The sequence below is a fragment of the Trichocoleus sp. AS-A1 genome (assembly GCF_039962015.1).
In the GTDB taxonomy this organism is placed as follows: domain Bacteria; phylum Cyanobacteriota; class Cyanobacteriia; order Cyanobacteriales; family FACHB-T130; genus FACHB-T130.
In genome coordinates this window covers 1-21029 of the sequence record NZ_JAMPKG010000034.1, presented here as the reverse complement: position 1 = coordinate 21029, position 21029 = coordinate 1, and the positions used below count along the sequence as shown (strand labels likewise).

At 47.5% G+C, this 21029-nt stretch carries 17 protein-coding genes; 10 read left to right on the top strand and 7 right to left on the bottom strand.

The window, feature by feature from the left end:
- Positions 1-67: 67 nt before the first annotated feature.
- The 4 genes from NC994_RS21710 (at position 68) to NC994_RS21695 (ending at position 3801) form a co-directional block, all read left to right on the top strand.
- Positions 68-1189, top strand: coding sequence for a Rid family detoxifying hydrolase (locus NC994_RS21710; protein WP_190433739.1), 1122 nt, complete (start codon positions 68-70; stop codon positions 1187-1189).
- A 242-nt stretch (positions 1190-1431) separates the two neighbouring features.
- Positions 1432-2451, top strand: a complete 1020-nt coding sequence (locus NC994_RS21705; protein ID WP_190433737.1) for a GTP-binding protein — start codon at positions 1432-1434, stop codon at positions 2449-2451.
- A 21-nt stretch (positions 2452-2472) separates the two neighbouring features.
- On the top strand, positions 2473-3384 hold the full coding sequence (locus NC994_RS21700; protein ID WP_190433735.1) for an alpha/beta hydrolase: 912 nt from the start codon (positions 2473-2475) through the stop codon (positions 3382-3384).
- A gap of 162 nt (positions 3385-3546) precedes the next feature.
- Positions 3547-3801, top strand: coding sequence for a hypothetical protein (locus NC994_RS21695; RefSeq protein WP_190429614.1), 255 nt, complete (start codon positions 3547-3549; stop codon positions 3799-3801).
- A gap of 207 nt (positions 3802-4008) precedes the next feature.
- Here the strand turns inward: NC994_RS21695 and NC994_RS21690 are convergent, their stop codons facing one another.
- The 3 genes from NC994_RS21690 to NC994_RS21680 all read right to left on the bottom strand — a co-directional run bounded on the left by NC994_RS21690 (position 4009) and on the right by NC994_RS21680 (position 5616).
- The gene (locus NC994_RS21690) at positions 4009-4545 is read right to left on the bottom strand and encodes a Uma2 family endonuclease (protein WP_190415160.1); all 537 of its coding nucleotides are present in this window, start codon (positions 4543-4545) and stop codon (positions 4009-4011) included.
- 120 nt (positions 4546-4665) lie between these two features.
- Positions 4666-5325, bottom strand: coding sequence for a (2Fe-2S) ferredoxin domain-containing protein (locus NC994_RS21685; protein WP_190415159.1), 660 nt, complete (start codon positions 5323-5325; stop codon positions 4666-4668).
- A gap of 18 nt (positions 5326-5343) precedes the next feature.
- Positions 5344-5616 (bottom strand): Asr1405/Asl0597 family protein, encoded by a 273-nt coding sequence (locus NC994_RS21680; protein WP_190415158.1) that lies wholly within the window; start codon positions 5614-5616, stop codon positions 5344-5346.
- Between the two features lie 320 nt (positions 5617-5936).
- Between NC994_RS21680 and NC994_RS21675 the strand changes: the two genes are divergently transcribed.
- From NC994_RS21675 to NC994_RS21655, 5 genes are all read left to right on the top strand, one after another.
- Positions 5937-6491: a Dps family protein gene (locus NC994_RS21675; protein ID WP_190415157.1), complete on the top strand. Its 555-nt coding sequence runs from the start codon at positions 5937-5939 to the stop codon at positions 6489-6491.
- A gap of 541 nt (positions 6492-7032) precedes the next feature.
- Complete coding sequence (carB, locus tag NC994_RS21670; RefSeq protein ID WP_190433731.1) at positions 7033-10311, top strand: carbamoyl-phosphate synthase large subunit; 3279 nt, start codon at positions 7033-7035, stop codon at positions 10309-10311.
- 532 nt (positions 10312-10843) lie between these two features.
- Entirely contained in the window at positions 10844-11068 is a 225-nt protein-coding gene (locus NC994_RS21665; RefSeq protein WP_190433722.1) for a hypothetical protein, read from the top strand.
- 377 nt (positions 11069-11445) lie between these two features.
- Positions 11446-11709 (top strand): hypothetical protein, encoded by a 264-nt coding sequence (locus tag NC994_RS21660; RefSeq protein ID WP_190415153.1) that lies wholly within the window; start codon positions 11446-11448, stop codon positions 11707-11709.
- Positions 11678-12397 carry a pentapeptide repeat-containing protein gene (locus NC994_RS21655; RefSeq protein WP_190429621.1) on the top strand — a complete coding sequence of 240 codons (720 nt, stop codon included), beginning with the start codon at positions 11678-11680 and terminating at the stop codon, positions 12395-12397. The genes NC994_RS21660 and NC994_RS21655 overlap by 32 nt, the downstream gene beginning before the upstream one ends.
- Positions 12398-12615: 218 nt before the next feature.
- Here the strand turns inward: NC994_RS21655 and NC994_RS21650 are convergent, their stop codons facing one another.
- On the bottom strand, positions 12616-13449 hold the full coding sequence (locus tag NC994_RS21650) for a CPBP family intramembrane glutamic endopeptidase (RefSeq protein ID WP_347276538.1): 834 nt from the start codon (positions 13447-13449) through the stop codon (positions 12616-12618).
- A gap of 66 nt (positions 13450-13515) precedes the next feature.
- Entirely contained in the window at positions 13516-13797 is a 282-nt protein-coding gene (gene clpS / locus NC994_RS21645; RefSeq protein ID WP_190415151.1) for an ATP-dependent Clp protease adapter ClpS, read from the bottom strand.
- Between the two features lie 383 nt (positions 13798-14180).
- Between clpS and NC994_RS21640 the strand changes: the two genes are divergently transcribed.
- A complete protein-coding gene (locus NC994_RS21640) occupies positions 14181-15074 on the top strand; it encodes an alpha/beta fold hydrolase (protein ID WP_190433720.1) in 894 nt (297 codons plus the stop codon).
- A gap of 60 nt (positions 15075-15134) precedes the next feature.
- Here NC994_RS21640 and NC994_RS21635 read toward each other — a convergent pair whose 3' ends face one another.
- Positions 15135-19361 (bottom strand): CHAT domain-containing protein, encoded by a 4227-nt coding sequence (locus NC994_RS21635; RefSeq protein ID WP_190433718.1) that lies wholly within the window; start codon positions 19359-19361, stop codon positions 15135-15137.
- A 1076-nt stretch (positions 19362-20437) separates the two neighbouring features.
- On the bottom strand, positions 20438-20578 hold the full coding sequence (locus tag NC994_RS21630; RefSeq protein ID WP_339380192.1) for a CHAT domain-containing protein: 141 nt from the start codon (positions 20576-20578) through the stop codon (positions 20438-20440).
- Positions 20579-21029: the final 451 nt, after the last annotated feature.

Here is a 21029-nt window from a genome sequence, read left to right as displayed (position 1 = left end):
CCCAGTTATTTCCTGTTCGCCCGGTGTCTTAAACTGATGCAAGTGCGCGACAATCGCTAAACCAACAATGAACGCTGAAGAACTTCTAGAAAAATACGCCAACGGCGAACGAAATTTTCGTTCTGCACAACTGAGTGGGGTAAATCTCAAAGAAGCAGACCTGAGTGAGATAGATCTATTTCGAGCGAATTTGACTGGAGCCGACTTAAGTAAGGCAACTCTAACCAAGGCTCATCTGGGGGAAGCAAATCTTAGTAGGGCAGCCTTGACAGGTGCAAAGTTGAATCGGGTGCAGGGTGCTTCACTAAATCTAAGTTGGGCAGACCTCAGCGGTGCTGACTTAAGTAATGCAAACTTGAATAATGCAAATCTGAGTGGGGCAGACTTAACTGGAGCCGACTTAACTCAGGCCGACTTAACGAGCGTGAAAGTTGAAAATACAAATTTCCAAGGAGCTAAACTTAGGGGAATAAATCTTCAGAAAGTTGATCTGTCATACGAGAATTTGGCTAATGCGAATTTGCCTGGAGTATACCTAGGACAGACAAACCTTCTAAGAACTTGTTTGCAAGGAGCAAATTTAGAAAGAGCTAGTCTCGAAGGATCAAATTTAATCAAGGCAAATCTGGATGGGGCAAATCTGAAGAAGGCAAACTTGACAGGTGCAAACATTTATAAAGCAAGCTTCAAGAATGCAGACCTTGATGGTGCGATAATGCCTGATGGAGAACGCTACAAGCCGGAAGCCTCCGATACAATAGCTCCTAAACAAGAAGCATCGTTACCAACACAAATATCAATGACACGCAAAGTAATTCGTACAGAGAACGCACCAGCACCAGTCGGACCGTATAATCAAGCGATCGCTGCCAGTGGTCAGATGATCTTCGTCGCCGGTCAAATTGCTATCGATCCCAGAATCGGCGATATTGTCTACACCGACGATGTAGCCAAGCAAACAGAACAGGTAATGGCTCATCTAGAAGCGATTCTGTCTGCTGCTGGGGCTAAATTTGAAAATGTGGTGAAAACCACCGTTTTTCTCAAAGATATGAATGATTTTGCTGCGGTTAACGCAGTTTATGCTAAATATTTTGACGCAGAGACCGCTCCCGCCCGTGCCTGCGTGGAAGTATCCCGTCTCCCCAAGGATGTACTGGTAGAAATTGACTGTATTGCGGTAATTTAAGACCGACAGCGCCAAGCGCGATCGCATTGTAGGTTAGAACTCGCTACTCTAACCTACGCCTGTATAGCCTGCAAGCGATTGGTAGAAGGGTTTGCCGACAAAGCGCTACCTGCGATCGCTTATGATAATAGTTATCATTATTAAAACTATCCCGGCATTCCGAGAACTACCATTTCATTGGAAATGCTACGCCGCATGGTGCGAATCCATGTCTGCATCGCTCAATTAACACCGACAGAGCAATGAACAATCTTACAGCACCCAAACAAAACCTAATTCCGGATATTCCTAAACGGGGAATGCCAGTCACGATCGTTACAGGCTTTTTAGGCAGTGGTAAAACAACGCTACTCAACCATATTTTGCATAATTGTCAAGACTTAAAGGTAGCAGTTTTAGTTAATGAATTTGGCGATATTAATATCGATAGCCAACTCTTAATATCTGTCGATCAAAATATGATCGAACTCACAAATGGCTGTATTTGTTGCACTATCAATGATGGATTGCTCGATGCAGTTTATCGGGTGCTGGAACGGAGCGATCGCATCGATTATTTAATTGTTGAAACAACCGGAATTGCCGATCCATTGCCCATTGCCTTGACCTTCATTAGTACAGATTTGCGCGATCTAACTCGGCTCGATTCTATCTTGACTTTGGTGGATGTGGAAACGTTTACACCGGAGCATTTTGAAAGTGATGCCGCCCTCAATCAGATTTCCTACGGTGACATCATTCTGCTAAACAAAACCGATTTGGTTCCAGAAGCGCAAGTCAAGGAGTTGGAAGACTACATTCGCGCAATGAAAGTAGGCGCAAGAGTTTTGCGAACCTCCTACGGACAAGTTCCTCTGCCATTAATTTTAGATGTGGGAGTTTCCCAAGCGGAATCTTATCCAGCTAAAGAGGAATCCAGCCATGATCACCATCATCATCACTATCACGATCATCATCACGCTCATTCCCACCACTTAGAAAATGATGGGTTCATGTCATTTTCTTTTGAAAGCGATCGCCCTCTCCTTTTAGAGAAATTTCAAGAATTTTTAACCGAACAACTTCCCGAAGACGTTTTTCGCGCCAAAGGTTTACTCTGGTTTAAGGAAAGTAGTTTACGCCACATCTTTCAACTGTGCGGTAAACGGGTTGAGATGAAAACTGACAAGTGGATTTCTCAAAAGAGCAATCAACTGGTATTTATTGGGCGTAACTTGAATGAAGCCCAAATTCAACAACAGTTAAAAGATTGCCTAGAGTAAATAAAATAGGGATTGTGTCTTATGGCAACCTCAACGATTTCTGCACCTAATACTGTCGGAATTGGCGGAACCGTTCAGGAATATCTCTGGGCTTGGGAAGGGCAAGAATTACCCATAGTTTATGAAACTCTAGGCAAAGGATCTCCCATATTACTTTTGCCAGCTTTCAGCACCGTTTCTACACGCGCGGAAATGCGCGGACTGGCAGAGTTATTATCATCTCAGTTTCAAGTCGTCGCTCTCGATTGGCCTGGATTTGGGCGATCGCCTCGTCTACCCTTGAACTACCAACCCGCCCTATATCACCAATTTCTGGAAGATTTTGTCAAAAATGTTTTTAATACTCCAGTAGCCATCGTAGCCGCTGGACACGCTGCTGGTTACGCGATGCGACTAGCACAACAACAACCGCCCGTTTTGTCGCGGATTGTTTTAGCAGCTCCCACTTGGCGCGGGCCATTTCCGACGATGATGGGTAAACAGCAAGGATGGTTTGGAACGCTGAGAAATGTAGTGCGATCGCCCATTTTAGGACAAGCTCTCTACAAGCTAAACACCACGGAGTCCTTCATTAGCTTGATGTATCGTCGCCATGTCTACGTTGAACCTGACTCGTTGAGTCCCTCCCGGCTTGAACAAAAGTTGCAGACAGCACATCAACCAGGAGCGCGTTTTGCTCCCGCCGCCTTCGTCACCGGAGGTTTAGATCCGGTTAATCATAGAGACGATTTTCTCGCCTGGTTTCAGCCTTTACCGTTACCCGTGATGGTGGTAATTGGCGAACAAGCGCCCCCGAAATCAAAAGCAGAAATGGAAGCCTTAGCGAATGTCCCAGGAGTGCAGATAGTGAGGCTTCCCGGTTCGTTGGGATTACATGAAGAGTACGCAGATGCAGTAGGCGCTGCTATCTTGCCATTTTTGATGGGTGGATGAGCGCGATCGCACTTAGCTTATATTTATGCGCTGATGCGATCGCATTTACTTGTCCTCAAGCCAAGCCAAGCTAACACGGCTAAGGATTTGGTTGCCGTTAAGCAAAACTTAGCGGGCAATTAATTGGCTATAATGCCATCAAAAACTGTAACCTGTTGAATTATGAACAGAATTGCTCTTGCTTTGCTTACTTGTCCGATAATTTTGGCATCAATGCTCCTGCTAGCGAATACAGCACAAGCCGCTGAAGCTTCAAATACGATGCTGTCTGCACCAACTGCACAAGTTATTGTCGTGCAAGATCAACAAGTGCCTGCATCTGTGCAACCGAGTAATCCTATCAAAGACCATCTAGGGTGCAGTTGCGCTGCTTGCACTAAGGCTCTAAGTCAAATGCAAGGTCAGTTTACGCTTTAGCCAAGATGGACGGCGATGCCAAAAAAGCGATCGCGCTTTCTTGAGTTGAAGAATTTCCTTCTCTTTACCCACTATGCCCGTCTTCAGGCGGTAATGGTGGGTTTTTGCTTAATCCACGTAACTTTTAGGCGATCGCTCTTGCCACTCTACTCGCGCTAAAATTACTATCTATTTAGTAATATTCAAAATCTCTATCAACTGTCAGCTTCAAGCTAACAATTCATCTATTGCTACACTAAATCCTCTGAGTACCAATTGCGTACTCACTACATTACCAGTATTAAACCCTAATGTCTGACTTTGAGTAATTAACAATATCCGACGACTCTCAGGAAATACTAGCCAGACTTCCGAACAACCCGATTCTAAATACTCGCTTGCTTTGGCAAATAAATCCTCGGCTGAATCAGTTGGAGAAGCGATTTCAGCAATCAGTGGCGGACTTTGTGGTAACGCTCCTGCCTCACCAAACTGCGCTACCAATTCCGCTGTGAGATAGGATACATCAGGACGACGCCCCTGCTTCAAAGTCCGACAGGGAAGTTCTACAACAACCTCTCCTCCTTGTCCAGATTGGGTAATGAAATTTTTCCAGCCCCAAGCTAACCTAGTCTGAACTATACTATGTTTTACCGTCATTCCCGTTTTCTCCACAAGTTGTCCATCCACCCACTCCATGCGATCGGGGGGATTAGCCATAAAGTCTTCTAGAGAGCAGCTTTCGGTTACAGTAGCGATCGCCATAGTTATCTACTCGCTTTGGTCAGGTACTAATATTATGGCAGGCTGCACATAGACGATACCCCCAACTTCCTGATAAAAAGAAGTTGGGGGTATGTATTATCTATAAATTACGAAAAATTATTAACGAACCCTAGCCGTTTCGCACTCCAAACGAGGTGCAATTAGCTCTTCAGATACCATCTCATCTGGAAAATGTTTATCTATAATTTCAGGGATTTCTGTAGCGTTAATCCGAGTGTAGCGGGTTTTATCCGGCATAACGATATTTGGCCCTGATTTGCAACGCTTCATGCAGCCAGTTCCTTTAATCGTAACCTGGTCGTCCAAGCCGCGATCGCGCAAACCTTCTTCTAAAGCCTGACAAACTTTATTAGCACCCAACTTGCAACAATCGGACTTTTTACACACCAAAATTGTCGCTTTGACGCCGGAAGGTAGAGGCAATTTTTTAGCAGGTCGAGGCAATTCCTGAATTTCCTCAACTTGTGTAACTCCCTGCAATTGGCTGGGAGGAACACCGGGTTTAACCAGATAAGCTTTTTGTTTGACTTCTCCACTTTTTAACTTAAGCTTGGTTTCGCCAAAAACCTCAACCCAAGTACCGGGTGTCACTCCTGAGCGAAATAGGGAAATCCGAGCTTCTTTGGCAAGCTTGATCTGACATTCACCCTCTGAAGTTGCGAGTCTCAAATATTTGATTTTATAGCCATCTTCGATGACAAAACCGAGTAACCATCCCTCAAGGCGGAATTCTGAGTTGTTTTGTTTAAATTTACTCATGCTTTTTTACAACCTCTTTTAACTTTCTTTTGGATCGTTACTCGTCTGCCAGCAGCGTTCCAGATGGCTCACTAACTCGCCGCGCGATGCCGTTAACTGCCTAACAACACTCCACAGCTGAATCGCTGCTGTCGTGTTGTAGACCTCAACCAGCAAGGGCTGGTCAACCGCACACCCACAGGAAATTCCTAACTCTCGCAAGCGGTAATAAACTTGCCACCGATCTGCTCGATTCACCTCAACAACCTTGCCGGTTTCTGGTTGTGGCTCAATTGGCTCTATTGGATTCATTCGTTCCCACAGACGCGAAAAATTAGCATTGTCTATAACTTCCCTGGACTCGCTAGCCTTTCCGAAAATTCCCTGACGTAGGGAATTTTTACAATTTCACCCTAGTTAATACATATAACTCAAACGACAACAATTCTCAACTAGCTTAACTGAAAATTTAATTGCTTGCGAGAAATAGGCAAAGATACAACTGAGGAACTAGCGCTTGCTGCGGATCGGGTCAAACTGGCTCAGACTATAGTGAGACACCAAAATTGGGTTAGCGTGATACACTTACTGCATTAGCAACAACCGTTGCTTATTGAGAGGAGAATACAACGATGTCCGAAACTCAGAGTGTATTGCGCTCCTTCGGTCAGGTTTATGACAATCCGGTGTTGCTGGATCGCAGTATCACCACGCCGGTTTGTGAGGGCTTCAACATTGCTCTAGCGAGTTTTCAGGCGCTGTACTTGCAATATCAAAAGCATCACTTTGTGGTCGAAGGTTCAGAATTTTATATGCTGCACGAGTTCTTCAGCGAAAGCTACGAACAGGTGCAGGGACACGTTCATGATATTGGCGAACGGTTGGATGGACTGGGTGGCGTTCCAGTAGCTGGCTTTGCCAAGCTAGCAGAGCTGTGCTGCTTCACGCCAGAAGATGAAGGGGTATTTTCTTGCCGCCAGATGGTGGAACACGACTTAGCCGCCGAGCAAGCGATGATTCAGCTAATCCGGCGTCAGGCAGGACAAGCAGAAAGTTTGGGCGATCGCGCAACCCGTTATCTGTACGAAACAATCTTGCTGAAAACCGAAGAGCGGGCTTATCATCTGGCTCACTTCCTCGCTAAAGACAGCTTGACCTTGGGTTTTGTCCAGACTACGAATAATTAGTATCTGCCTCTTGAATCCCGTTGAGGTAAGCTAGATGTAGCCTCGATATGCAGGCTGCTAAAATTTTCAGTACCTAACCTGTGGTTCTTTAAGACAGAGAGTAACACTAACTGAGCAGAGGGAAGATATCTTCTCTCTGCTTGTTTATTATGAAGTTGTAAAAGTTCTGATTTAAGTTGTAAAGAAAAACCCAGAAATTGATTTTAAGCTTGTTGAAATTAGTTGTCAACTAACCTAAAAGGCAGATTTCTTGGCTTCCCTACATCATGGGAATGAGAACCGAAGAGTTCAGAATGGAAGGGCGGATTTGACGCGATAGAGACGGAATAACCTGGTCTCTAACATCGATAGCCTCGCTCAAACTGCCCGGTCAAGGGGAGCTGGTTGTACCAAGAAGACACTTGCCAGTTGACAGAAAAGAAGTTGCAAAAACCTTTCCTCCTCAAATCTTGGGCAAATTGGCAAAAACCACTACCAAGCACAGGGAAGAAAGCCTTTAAAATAATCTGGACTTAAAACAGTCACGCTAGGACAAACAACTATGCCCCGCCGCCAGGACATCCACAAAATTCTGTTACTAGGCTCTGGTCCAATTGTGATTGGACAAGCCTGCGAGTTTGACTATTCAGGCACTCAAGCCTGTAAGGCGCTCCGGGAGGAAGGATATGAAGTCGTGCTGGTGAACTCGAATCCAGCCAGCATTATGACCGACCCGGAAACGGCCGATCGCACCTATATTGAACCGTTGACACCAGAAATCGTAGAAAAGGTAATCGCCAAAGAACAACCTGATGCGCTGCTGCCCACAATGGGAGGTCAGACAGCTCTAAATATAGCCGTCACCCTTGCGAAAAATGGAGTATTGGAAAAGTACGGGGTCGAGTTAATTGGAGCCAAGCTACCGGCAATCGAGAAAGCCGAAGACCGGCTGCTGTTTAAGGAAGCGATGGCGAAAATTGGGGTAAGCGTGTGCCCATCGGGGATTGCTAGCACCCTCGACGAAGCGAAGGCGATCGCGTCCCAAATTGGCAGCTATCCCTTGATTATCCGCCCTGCCTATACCCTAGGCGGCACCGGCGGCGGCATTTCCTACAACCAGGAAGAATTTGAAGAAATGGCTCAGGGCGGTTTGGATGCCAGCCCAGTGTCGCAAATTCTCATCGAACAGTCGCTGTTGGGTTGGAAAGAGTACGAACTAGAAGTCATGCGCGATTTGGCAGATAACGTCGTGATTATCTGCTCGATTGAGAACCTTGACCCGATGGGCATCCACACTGGGGACTCGATTACCGTAGCACCCGCGCAAACCCTCACCGATAAGGAATACCAGCGGTTGCGGGATGCGTCAATTAAAATTATCCGCGAGATTGGGGTAGAAACCGGCGGCTCGAATATTCAGTTTGCAGTTAATCCTCTGACTGGCGACCTGATTGTCATTGAGATGAACCCCCGCGTTTCTCGCAGTTCTGCCCTGGCTTCTAAAGCGACCGGGTTCCCAATTGCGAAGATAGCGGCAAAGTTGGCGGTAGGCTATACCCTCGACGAAATTCCCAATGATATCACCAAGAAAACCCCGGCGTCCTTTGAACCGACCATTGACTATGTGGTGACGAAAATACCCCGATTTGCCTTCGAGAAATTTCCGGGTTCTCAGGCAATCCTGACGACGCAGATGAAGTCGGTGGGAGAAGTGATGGCGATGGGGCGGACGTTCTGCGAGTCGTTCCAGAAAGCATTAAGAGGCTTGGAAACGGGTCGCGCGGGTTGGGGATGCGACAAGAACGAGAAATTGCCGAGTTTGGAACAAATTCGTTCGGGACTGCGGACGCCTCATCCAGAGAGAATTTTCACCGTTCGTCATGCCATGTTGATGGGGATGACGGTAGAAGAAGTCTATGAACTGACGGGAATCGATCCGTGGTTTCTAGATAAGATGCAACAACTGTTGGAAACCGAGAAGTTCTTGAAGCGAAGCAAGCTGAAAGACCTGACAAAAGAAAAGTTGTGGGACATCAAGCAGGAAGGTTTTAGCGATCGCCAGATCGCCTACGCTACTAAAACGACCGAAGATGAAGTCCGCGACTACCGCAAGCAGTTGGGCGTCGTCCCCGTCTACAAAACCGTGGATACTTGTGCGGCGGAATTTGAGGCACTGACTCCTTATTACTACTCAACTTACGAGGAAGAATCGGAGGTATTGCCTTCAGATAACCGCAAGGTCATGATTTTAGGGGGTGGCCCGAACCGGATTGGACAGGGGATTGAGTTTGACTACTGTTGCTGTCATGCAGCTTATGCTCTTTCCAAGCAAGGGTTTGAGACGATTATGGTCAATTCAAACCCGGAGACCGTTTCCACCGATTATGATACGAGCGATCGCCTCTACTTTGAGCCGCTGACGAAAGAAGATGTTCTCAACATCATCGAGGCGGAACAGCCAGAGGGAATTATCGTGCAGTTTGGGGGTCAGACGCCGCTAAAATTGGCTTTGCCATTGCAGGAATATCTGCAATCCCACCCCGAAATCACCGCTAAAATTTGGGGAACCTCGCCAGATTCGATTGACACTGCCGAAGACCGAGAGCGATTTGAAAAAATCCTGCGGGAACTCGATATCAAGCAACCAGCGAACGGAATTGCTCGGAGTTTTGAAGACGCCTTAGCGGTCGCGCAGCGCATTGGCTACCCCGTCGTGGTACGTCCTTCTTATGTATTGGGAGGACGGGCGATGGAAATTGTCTACTCCGATGAGGATTTGCAGCGCTACATGATGTATGCGGTGCTGGTGGAACCCGATCATCCAATCTTGATCGACAAGTTTTTGGAAAATGCGATTGAGGTGGATGTGGATGCGATCAGCGATCGCACTGGTAAGGTCGTGATTGGCGGCATCATGGAGCATATCGAACAAGCGGGCATTCACTCTGGGGATTCTGCCTGTTCCTTGCCCTATACTTCCCTATCGGAAGCAGTCTTGGATACCATCCGTACCTGGACTATCGATCTCGCCAAGACCCTCAAGGTGATTGGATTGATGAATATCCAGTTTGCCGTTCAGGGGGAACAAGTTTACATTCTGGAAGCCAACCCCAGAGCCTCGCGCACCATCCCTTATGTCTCCAAAGCGACTGGAGTACCCCTAGCCGCTCTGGCGTCCCGAATTATGGCAGGTGCCACGCTGGAATCCCTCGACTTGACAGAGGAGGTACTGCCGCGTCACGTTGCCGTCAAGGAAGCCGTACTGCCTTTTGAAAAATTCCCCGGTGCTGACACCCTTCTGGGGCCAGAAATGCGCTCGACGGGAGAAGTTATGGGGATTGACGTGGATTTCGGAAGAGCGTTTGCTAAGGCAGCGTTAGCAGCGGGACAACGGTTGCCCTTATCTGGCACAGTGTTTGTCTCAATGAACGACCGGGACAAGGCGGCGGCGGTGCCAGTGGTCAGAGATTTGATTGAGTTGGGCTTTCATATTGTCGCCACCGTTGGCACGCGCAAAGTGCTGCGGGAACATGGGCTAGAGGTGGATGTGGTGCTGAAACTGCATGAGGGGCGTCCTCACGTTCTGGATGCGATCAAAAACAACAAGATTCAGCTGATTATCACCACACCTTCTGGGGAAGAAGCGCAGGCAGATGGACGCTTGATTCGTCGCAGTGCCCTCACTTACAAAATCCCTATGATCACGACGATTGCAGGTGCTAAAGCTACTGCGGCAGCGATTCGTGCCTTGCAGTCAGCTCCTTTGGAGGTGAAAGCGCTGCAAGACTATATTGGCATCCCCAACTATAGTGATGCCAAGTTGAGTCCAATCCAGGTTTAACCCTCCAGTCCCCTTTTCGGAATCGGGAAGGGGAGGGGCGAGGTCAGAGTGTATGGCATAACAATAAGAACCGCTATAGATGCCAAACGCCCTTCCGGGTATCCCCCATGAATCTTAGGGGATTTTACCGAAGCGATCGCAAGGTTGCTTACCCAAACCTGTTTTCTTCGAGAACAGGTTTGGGTTCTTTCAAAACTAAGCCGAAATCTATGTAGTGCGATCGTATCCCTACTTCAGTTAGGACTTCAATCAGGTTTTGCAAGAGATAAGCATCCCCGTTCTTAGACCATTTCCCGTTCAAAATGTCAAGCTTGTCATCCCAGAAACCGACGCTGAGCTTTGACAATTTATTGGCAACCTTTATAAATTATTAGGGATAGGTATAAATTTATTGCCCTTCGTAAAGGCAATAGTTGGCAGCAACTGAGTTGAGATTTTTTGACATTCAGAAGAAATTACTACTTTGTTAAATTGTCAGCAAATCGTCAGATTCGCCTTCTATCGAGAAGCGTGGATTCACAATTATTCTTTTATGCAATTTGATAGAAACTTGACTAAAAAGGCATTTCGAGCAAAGGAAATCTCAGTAGGCGAAAGTATTATAGACTACATAGTAATTTCGCTTGGTGTTCCCCTGATGCAACTGAACCGATGCGATCGCCACATAGCCATTTCAATTGCAGCATATGCTGTCGGCTACGCAACACGATCGCTTATCGAGCGATCGCCCAAAGTCCCTCAAGCAGCTCAAGGTTAAATCTTCTTTTTCTGAGTCTGATAAATGTCTGCCCGTAAAGATCCCAGCTATTTTGTTGGGGAAATGCCAACCAATCGAACTTTAGACAAAAACAACCGTAAAGTTTTTTCGAGCGAGTTCAATCCAGAAATCAAAATTTAAGTAAGCCAAGTATAAAAACATACTAAATATTGCTTTTGTTTTACTGGTTGAAAATCAAAATTTTTTTTAAAACTCATGCAGCTTCAGACATCTAGACGAAAAGGAGTTTGTTACTTTTCCATAACTTGATGAACCCTCAAATTCACGTAAATTTTAGTGGATATTTCCCCGGCGATCGCAGTGCAATGTTATTTTTAGAATGGGTTTACTTAAGCTAAATGATGTTGAGGTAAAAAATGCAATACTCAAATTCTAAAAAATCCCACCTAGAGATGGTTGATGAGGAGTCAACAGACAGTCTCGATAAATCCTTAGAAGCAATTTTGGCTCAACTAGAGCAAAATAACCAATTTGTAAGTGAATATCCGGATGTCGAGGAACTGGGGTTGAAGCATATTAGTCGTAACAAGAGGGCGGTAATAGAGAGAATGATTGCCCTCTGCCTATTCAGGTCCAAACAAAAGCCTAATGAAAGCCGGACAGAGTTTGAATGTGCCTAATGAGAAATCTCTCCAGCGACTGAAAGACTTGATCTTACACGTTGTAGAGGCAGATACAGATAACTTCCTTGAATTAGCAGAAATTGCTGGATTAAATCCCGTTAAAGATTTTGCGGGTGCTAATCTTAGTGGCGTTGACCTACATGGTGCCGACTTAAGCGGTTCGATTTTGCTGGGTACGCTGCTGCTGGGTGCCAATCTGATTGGTGCCGATCTCGCGGGTGCCAAGCTAAATAAAGCCAACTTGAATATGGCTGATTTGAGCGGTGCCAATTTGCTCAGTGCCAATCTCAACAGAGCTGACGCCATTAAAGTCTGTTTGATGGGTGCCAACTTGATTGGTGCTAACCTCAACAGTGCCAACTTACTATGTGCCCAACTGAATGAGGCTCAAATGATTGGAGCCGACCTTTGTCGCGCCAACCTAATTGATGCTTCTTTGTGTAGTGTCAACTTGAGTGAGGCGAACTTGAGTTATGCTATCCTGCGTCGTGCTGACCTGAGTAGTGGCACGTTGATAGGTGCAAACTTGATGGGTGCCGACCTAAGCGGCGCTGACCTGCGTCGTGCCAATTTGAGCGATGCGGATTTAGGCACGGTAAAAGTGGAAAAAGCTCGATTTGGAGAGAATACAGGACTTTCAGAAGCAATGAAGCGTGACTTGAAGCGGCGAGGGGCAATCTGGTAAGAATATTTGTGCTCGTCGTTGCTCCTCAAGAGCCGCTTACCGAATCCGCCACAACTAAGTTTTATAATACTTTTCGGTTAACCTCTCTCCAAAGAGTTTAGATGGGGGAGACACGCAGGGAAGTAGAGAATTCCGTTTGCCGATAAAGAGGGACTCTCCCACTCCAGAAGCCAGATTGGGTAATGCTATAGGTTGAGTCTAGGATCAATGGTTGTTGATTATTGAGGCGAGTGTAGTGAATGCGATCGCTTCCGCATCCCAAACGCCAAAACGCTCAAAAACACCAACCCGATTACCCCCGCCAAGGGATTTTTGTCCACACCAGTAATCCAGTCGGAAACTTGACCAGAAAATTGCACCAGATTCCCCACATTAATGATGTAGTATCCCCAAACCAAGCCAGCGTGCAGACCGATCGAAAGTCCCAGACGCCCCTTGCTTCCGCGCTTTACCCAAACCAGGGTTAATCCCAGCAGCAACAACCCTGGAAATCCCGGCAAAGTCCGAAAAATCTCCCTCAGCGGCTTCAGAAAATGTAGCAGCGCAAAGATAAAAGCATCTGCCAAAAGAGATACGCGGGGACGATAATCCCGTTCCAACTCATCTAACAGCCAACCTCGGAATACCAATTCCTCTGCAAAACCGATACCCAGAGCGCTCGCTAACCCTTCTAAAATCAGCTTGGCTAATGGAATTGTCGGAGGCTGCCACACCAGCCAACCCAATAGCCCCTCCAGCCCAAACAGACTGAAAGTAATCAAGACGCCAACACCCAGTCCAGAGAAAAGCTCTTTGGCATTTTGCCGCGTTCCTTGTAAACCATAGCGTCTCAGTAGCTGGGGTTGCTGATAGACTTTCTGACCCCACCACCGAACAAGCAGGAGAAACGCTGCAAACAACAGCCCCATCGTCAGGATGGTAACTAAGTTGGGATCTTTACTCAAGAGTAAGTAAATGGGTGCAGCCACCGGCAACCAGAGCAAGAGTAAACTCAGCACAAAACAGCCCAGCCGCGCCGGTGCCGGGTACTGGGCTAAACGGACAAAGTTTATTTTTAACAACCTCTTGCCTCTTATCTTGCCTCTTATCTTGCCTCTTACTTGTTGCCTGGGCGTATCCTATTCGTCTGGTTCTATGGTGCTGGTCAATCCGTGGTTGTTCAATGTTTCGCTATAGAACTCCGCATGCTCCAAGGCGCAAGTAATCACGAGAGCAAGCCCATTGGTATGAGCTTCCATCATGATACTGACAGCCTGAGGTTGCGTGATACCAGGCACCGTCGTTATCAAAACCTGCACCACGTACTCCATTGGGTTGAAGTCATCATTATGGAGCAACACACGATAACGAGGTGCGAGTTTACGGACTGTTGAAGGCTTTTGTACGGTTTCGACAGACACTGCTCTTCCCTCTTCGTTACTGATCTACGATTGATAAACGCTACTTGAACTCTCCCCTTCTCTACTCCAGATGCGATGCGAACACAGCTTGCGTACTACCATACGGAAAGCCGCTACGCGCCTACGTTACCCCATCTGAAGTTGGGTCGCTCAAGGCAAATGTTAAGATTCTAGCTGCTTTTTTTATATTACTCAATACTTATGCGTTCTGAGGAGGCGATCGCTCCAGCATTTCCCCTACGCCTGAGCAAAACCTTTCCTCAACATAACTAACGTGGATGCAGCAACCAAGCCCTTAGACAGAACTACTGAATGTCTAAGGGCATCCAGCCTTCCTGAGAAGCTAAAATAAAGAAGTTAACATTACTTAACATTTTTGTGACATGCAGGCAACCCCAGCAGCCTCTACCGTCCCCATTCCCGGCACTTATTGGCAATGGCGGGGGCAATCCATCTATTATGTACGGGCAGGACAACCGCAACCCGAACGCCCGCCCCTATTATTGATTCATGGCTTTGGTGCCTCTACAGACCACTGGCGCAAGAATATTACTGAACTGAGTCAGGATTTTGAAGTTTGGGCGATCGATCTGCTGGGCTTTGGTCGTTCAGCCAAGCCGGAGTGGGAGTATGGTGGCGACTTGTGGCGAGACCAACTGTATGATTTCATCACTAACGTGATTCGTCAGCCAGTTGTGTTAGCAGGAAACTCTCTAGGCGGCTATTGCGGGCTTTGCGTGGCAGCCCAACGTCCATCAGCCGCTGTTGGATTAGTATTGCTCAATAGTGCTGGCCCGTTCACCAATCTTAAGGTGCCGACTCAACCGAACCCCATCCAAAAAGTGATGGGTGAAGTCGTTCAGTCACTTTTTCGCCAACCCTGGGCTAGTTTTCTGTTGTTCCAGTATGCGCGACAACGTTCAGTCATTCGGAATACACTCCAGAAAGTTTATCTCGACCAGAGTGCGATCACCGATCGGTTGGTGGAAGAAATCTATCGCCCCTCTTGCGATCCCGGTGCTGCTCAAGTATTTGCTTCTGTCTTCAGAACGCCTCAAGGCGAAAAAGTTGACCTTTTATTAAAGCAGATGCGCTGCCCGCTGTTGCTGTTGTGGGGAGAAGCAGATCCCTGGATGAATACAAGAGATAGAGCGGAGCAATTTCGCCAATACTATCCTCAACTGACAGAGCATTTTTTACAAGCAGGTCACTGTCCCCATGATGAGGTACCAGAACAAGTAAATGCTCTGATGCGCTCGTGGGTATTAAGCAATTAAAAATTCAAAAAAACGCCAAATTAAAAATCAGAGAATGTTTAATTTGGCGTTTTTAATTGTTTACCAAGGATTGCCGATCATCGTAAACGCTGCCCAATAATAGGGATGAGAGAGTTTCTTCTCTCCTAACCCTGCCAACTCCGGAGGTAGCGAGATATCCTCTCTGGAAGTATGCATTTTGTTTCCCTCAATGCTTACTTCTCCATTAATCATCGATATCTGTGCCTGCCGTAGTGCCTCCGCTTTGATGGGGGCTTTTTTCAATTGTGAATAGAAGCTGGTCATCAGTCCCAGCGTCCCTTCATCACTGACGTACCACAGGCTTCCCATTGCCGATTTCACTCCTGCTTGCACAGCCAATCCAGCAAAGCCCATCTCTGCCTGTTCATTGCCTAACGCTGTGCGACAGGCACTCAGCACTAATAGCTCTACAGGTGGATCGTTCCAGCCCATTTGCTTTAGCTGATTCAATCGCAGTTTCGTGTCCCATAGCTGAATGTAGGATTGGCTAGGAGGGCCTAATTCAAATTCGGCATGAGTTGCTAGATGGACAATCCCAAAAGGCTGCGAGTAGCGCTGGGACTTCAGATTCTTGAGGGTGAAGGCGTCGTTAAGGAAGGCTTTGCCTTTCCACAGCTGGGGCGTAATCATTGACAACTCCAGCGGTACTGATGGTAACGCGCTTTGTTCGGGAAACTTCTCCGCTCCCATTGCCAGAACTTGGGAATTTTTAATGTCTTTGAAGAGAGTATCCGTCAAACTAAGACTGGGCATCAGCCCCGTACTGTATTTCTCCACGAGAAACTTTTGACCATCGTGGAGAGCGGCAATTGGGATGGAGCGTAACCCACTGTCTGCGAGGAAGACCATATTCTGGATGCCCCGCGCTTGTAAATCGGCTTCAATGGGTGCAATCATCCACTTATAAAGTTTTTGGGCTGGAGCCAGGTAAGCCTTCTGTCTTCGGGGGTTAATCACTTCGGCGCGGAATTGATCGGCAACCTTGATTACTTGCGATCGCGTTGTCCCCGGAACCCGCTTGCGAATGGGGACACCATCAGAAGTCACCACCAATATTTCCAACTGGTCGCTATTGTTACGCCCTGCCCGATTGACCTTACCTAGGAAACTAGATTGCTGCACATTTTCTGGTTGATTTAACGGCTGTAGTGACTTAGTTCCATTGAAAGCCGTTGTATCCAGTAGGCTCGGATCGAGTGCAATCGTCTGAGGCACAAAAGTTACATAGATGAGTGCTGGTTTCACCCCAGTCGCTTTCTCAATTTTTTGCAGAATATTCCGAGCCTCTACCAGTGTGGTTGTCTGAGAATCAACGGGTTGGCCCAAATACTCTTCAAATTCACGGGTGAAGGATTCTTCTAGAACTGCAACAGATTCACCTGCATCGGTCTGGGAAGATGATTCCGCATCCACCTTTCGTGATGATGAATTTTCCTTGCCGGAAGAAGTGGAAACCGGATCGTTTCCTGAGCCGGATAAGTTATCTCCCTGACTTGTTCCGTCATCTCCCTTGCTTGCTTGATCGTTGCTAGGGCTGCCGGAGCCTGTGTTTTTGCCCGTGCCACCAGTGCCGGTAGTACCGCCCCCCGTGCCACCGGAGGAGCCTGTGTTTTTGCCTGTGCTTCCACCCGTACCCCCAGAGGAACTTGTGTTTTTGCCCGTGCCACCAGTGTCGGTGCTACCACCCCCCGTGCTACCGGAGGAGCCTGTGTTTTTGCCTGTGCCACCGCCCGTACCTCCAGAGGAGCCTGTGTTTCCACCCGTACCCCCGGATGAGCCGGTGCCGCTGCCACCTGTATTACCGGCCGTATCTATGCCACCCGTACCACTACCACCTGTATCTATGCCGCCCGTGCCACTGCCACCTGTATCTATGCCGCCCGTACCACTACCACCTGTATCTATGCCGCCCGTACCACTACCACCTGTATCTATGCCGCCCGTGCCACTGCCACCTGTATCTATGCCACCCGTGCCACTACCACCTGTATCTATGCCACCCGTGCCACTACCACCTGTATCTATGCCACCCGTGCCACTGCCACCTGTATCTATGCCACCCGTGCCACTGCCACCTGTATCTATGCCACCCGTGCCACTGCCGCCTGTATCTATGCCGCCCGTGCCACTGCCACCTGTATCTATGCCACCCGTGCCACTGCCACCTGTATCTATGCCACCCGTGCCACTGCCACCTGTATTACCGCCCGGATTTGGGGCAATATCTGTACCTACCTTGGTAGGTTGGGCAGATCCCGTAGATCCCGTATATTTTATGGGGGCTGCTGTACCTGTTGTTAAAGTAATCGTGCCATCAGTGCCTTGACCGAACTTTCCATTACCAGAAGCGCCCGCCGTTATCTTGTTATAAGTAATGCTACCCTTCGCAGTTAACGTTACATTCCCACCATCGTTGGGGCCGCCTGTAGCTTTCGTTATGATGTTGCCAGTTTTAATGTTTCCGTCTTGTGCGGTCAGCGTTACACTACCAGCACCGCCCATGTTGCCCTTAACAGAAGTGTTAATCTCTCCAACAGTTACATTTGCACCTGTAATGGTTAACGCTCCCCCGGAAGTTGTGATGGATTGCGATTGATCCATTGAAAAAGACCCGGCACCATTTTTATCCGCGTCGGCAGTAAAGGTAATCGAGCCACCAGAAGAAAAGTCCAGCGACACACCGTTGTCGATGGTAATATCATTCGTTGCTTGTAGTAAGACATTACCAGTCTGATTTTCGAGTAAGCTCTTGGAGATAGTGAAGTCTACCTCATCCCCTCCATCAGCCGATAAAATTTGCCCCGCTAAGTCTCCTGTAGGAGTATCGGCATTGAGTTGATCGTCGTTCGTACCACCTGTATTGACTATCTTGATATTCTTTGGATCGAGCAGAATGGTGCCGTCTACCCCGTTAGGGGCACCTACATTCACCTCTCCTTTAAATGCCAAGTTTTCCTTGCCGGATACTTCGACAAAGCCACCATTACCTTGATTAGTGCCGCCACTAGCACCGATTTTGCCATAGAAGCCGGTTACTTTGTCTGCCCAGACGATGACATGACCGCCATCGCCGTTGAGCAAACTGTCAGCATTGATCGTAGAGTCGCTGCTGATGTAAGTATGAGAGGCAGTGGGAATGGTGCCTTTCCCCTGAAAATCCCCTCCAATCAGGACGGTGCCGCCACCATTGGTGCCTGAAGCGTTAACATTGCCACTAACCAGCCCGACTTTGTCGCCCAAGACCTGCGCCGTGCCGCCAGTCTGACCTGAAACGTTGAGACTGCCAGAGGCGATCGCAGTGCCTGGATCTGTGGGAATGCTAACCCCAGATCCCGTTAACACTACCTGACCATTGCTGTTGACTGTTAGCCCAGTGGCACTCCCGGCACCGCCTCCCGTTAACAGTTCTGGGATGGAAGCAACTGGCAATGTCCAATTTTCCGGCTGGCTACCGGCTGCTGCTATGGGTTGAATTTCTAAGCTTAGTAGATTCCCTGGTTGACTCAGGCGTACTATGTTCTCACCAGGTACGGCTGTTAAGGTGATATTACCCCCAGGAGCTGTCAGGGTTCCGGTATTTACTACGGTACCACCCAGTAAAGCAATATCCTTTGCCGCGCCTACACTCAGTTGCCCTGCGTTGATAATTGCACCGGGTTGAGCGTTGGTGAAGGCAAAGGCGTTGGGTTCTCCCCCCAGGGCAGCATAATTATTGTTACCAGATGCATTGAACCAGTTGTTGCCAAAACCAATTCCTGTAGCAGTGGTGGCGGTGAAGCTTCCGTTTACATTTAAGCTGGCGTTGGCACCCAATACAATGCCAGATGGATTAATTAGAAATAGATTGGAATTGCCATTCGTAACTTGGAGCAGACCGTTAATAATAGAGGGGTTTCCGCCAGTGACGCGACCCAATATATTTTTAATATTTTGGTTCGACAGAAAATTCGCAACTTGGTTGGCGTTTAGCCCAAACTCGGAGAAACTGTGAAAAAGGTTTGCCCCATTACTGGAGGTTTTTCCCCCAGTAATGTCGAAACTGTTGCCATTGGTATTGACAATGGTGTTCGTGCTGTTGGTGGGGTCTTGATCTGGCACAATTTGTGCCTGCGCGATCGCCCAATCGACGCCTCCTGGAGCGATCGCAGGCAACATCCAAAAGGCCAAGGGTAAAACTAAATATTTTATCCTTTTTCCTTTTTCTTTTTTCACTTTAATATAGCTTGCCTTCAGCAATAGACTGATTTCACATACAGCGACTTTCATTTGCCTAATTCCTGGGAAGAAACACGTCGCTCGTTGCCACTTCTGGAACTGTCACCCCAGCTTGTGTTGCAGGTAGCAGGTAGCCAGATACTTGGTAAGAATGCACCGATTTTTTTTCTACTCTCAATTAGAAAAGTGGCGAGGCGGCAAAAAAACCAAATTTAGATTGCCCTGCCTAGCCTTATCTCCAAGCTATCCTCAAAAAGCAGATTTTAGGCATTTTTAATGCATTTATTTTAACAAGATGTGTTAATGCACTTTTCTCTCTACAGCTATATAAAATCCATAGGCGAACGCATTCCTTTTAGGGGATGGTAAAATTATTTTTTCTATAAAACTAATTGGCTGGAACACTGTTTGAGTCTATGCCAATCGTGAAGTGCCAATCATCGCCAAAACGGATGAGTAGGCGAATTTCGATTCTCCATTTCGGGCAGTTCAGTCGGCAAGATATACCCTTCCGGAGTATACCCCTTTCTGCCTTTAAACGTACCCCTTTCCTTTAAACGTTACCGCATGGGTCGATGATAGCCCAGGGCTTTGCTGTACCGATCCGAAAAGTCTGTCATTCATTTGGGAATTTTCTGAGATGAATGACAAAGAGTCACTACCGCTTTTGCTAGCCCCTACATACTGAGTTCGAGGATTTCCGCAAGAATATGACCTTATCTAAATAAAAACGCGATCGCGCTCTTCAGATGCACTTTGTGCAATACTCGCCCCAATTCTTCTAGAATTCACAATCCGATGCACGAGCTTCTAGGTCGAGGATTGCTGGGAGTTAAGTCGGAGAAATGAATGAAACCCTGTCATTCGTAGGCTGGTAAGCCACTCCGTGTAGATGAGTTCTCCGCGTTGGGGGCGTGGCCTTTGAGGAACGCAACCCACAACATTGAGAAGGCTTCGATAGCTAACACTTAGCCGCTCTACCCTTCACACAGATAATTATGGGTTGGGGAGAGATTAACCGAAAAGTATTGACTTCAATCTTACTCAAATATTTCCCTTCACTGCGCTTCGCCGATCAGGGTAAATACCGCCCAGTCTAATGGGTTCAGGTATGTTTTCAGAGTTTTTCACATGGCACTTCGCAGTGCAGCGGCTCTGTCTGGATTTCCCTGGAGATTATGATAAAACTCCGTCATTAGGAAAGAAGTGGGGGCATCAGGGATCGCCCATAATGACACTAAGTGCGATTCGTTTTCAGCTAAATACATAAGCTCAAAGGAGGATAACAAACCTCATAACTCCTTCCTCGATGCAGGTTAGAGTCCTGCCCATCAGGGGTGATGTGACTCCCTATCTGCCCACACCGAACCGACCTGGAGTACCTACGGGGAAATCGGCAGAGTGAAGCTGGAAGGCGCAACCAGAGCTGAAGCAGATTAGGCACACTGGCGCTAACGGGGAGACGCAACGGGTAAACAGGTTCTAAAAAAGTGTTTTACATGAAAGCTACAGTCTGAACAACAATGTGGACTTCACTCTCGATATTCTCGCTCTATTGTTTTGTGGATAAGAGCAACCCTGAGAAGAGAGTAGGCAAATTGAACCGCCCTAAGAGCTAATTTATAAAGGAAATCTTAAGCAGCTAGTCGTCTGACCATGAGACGAATCAAAGAACCATAAATCATTGCTTCGCTGATCTCTGAATACAGCTCATAATCC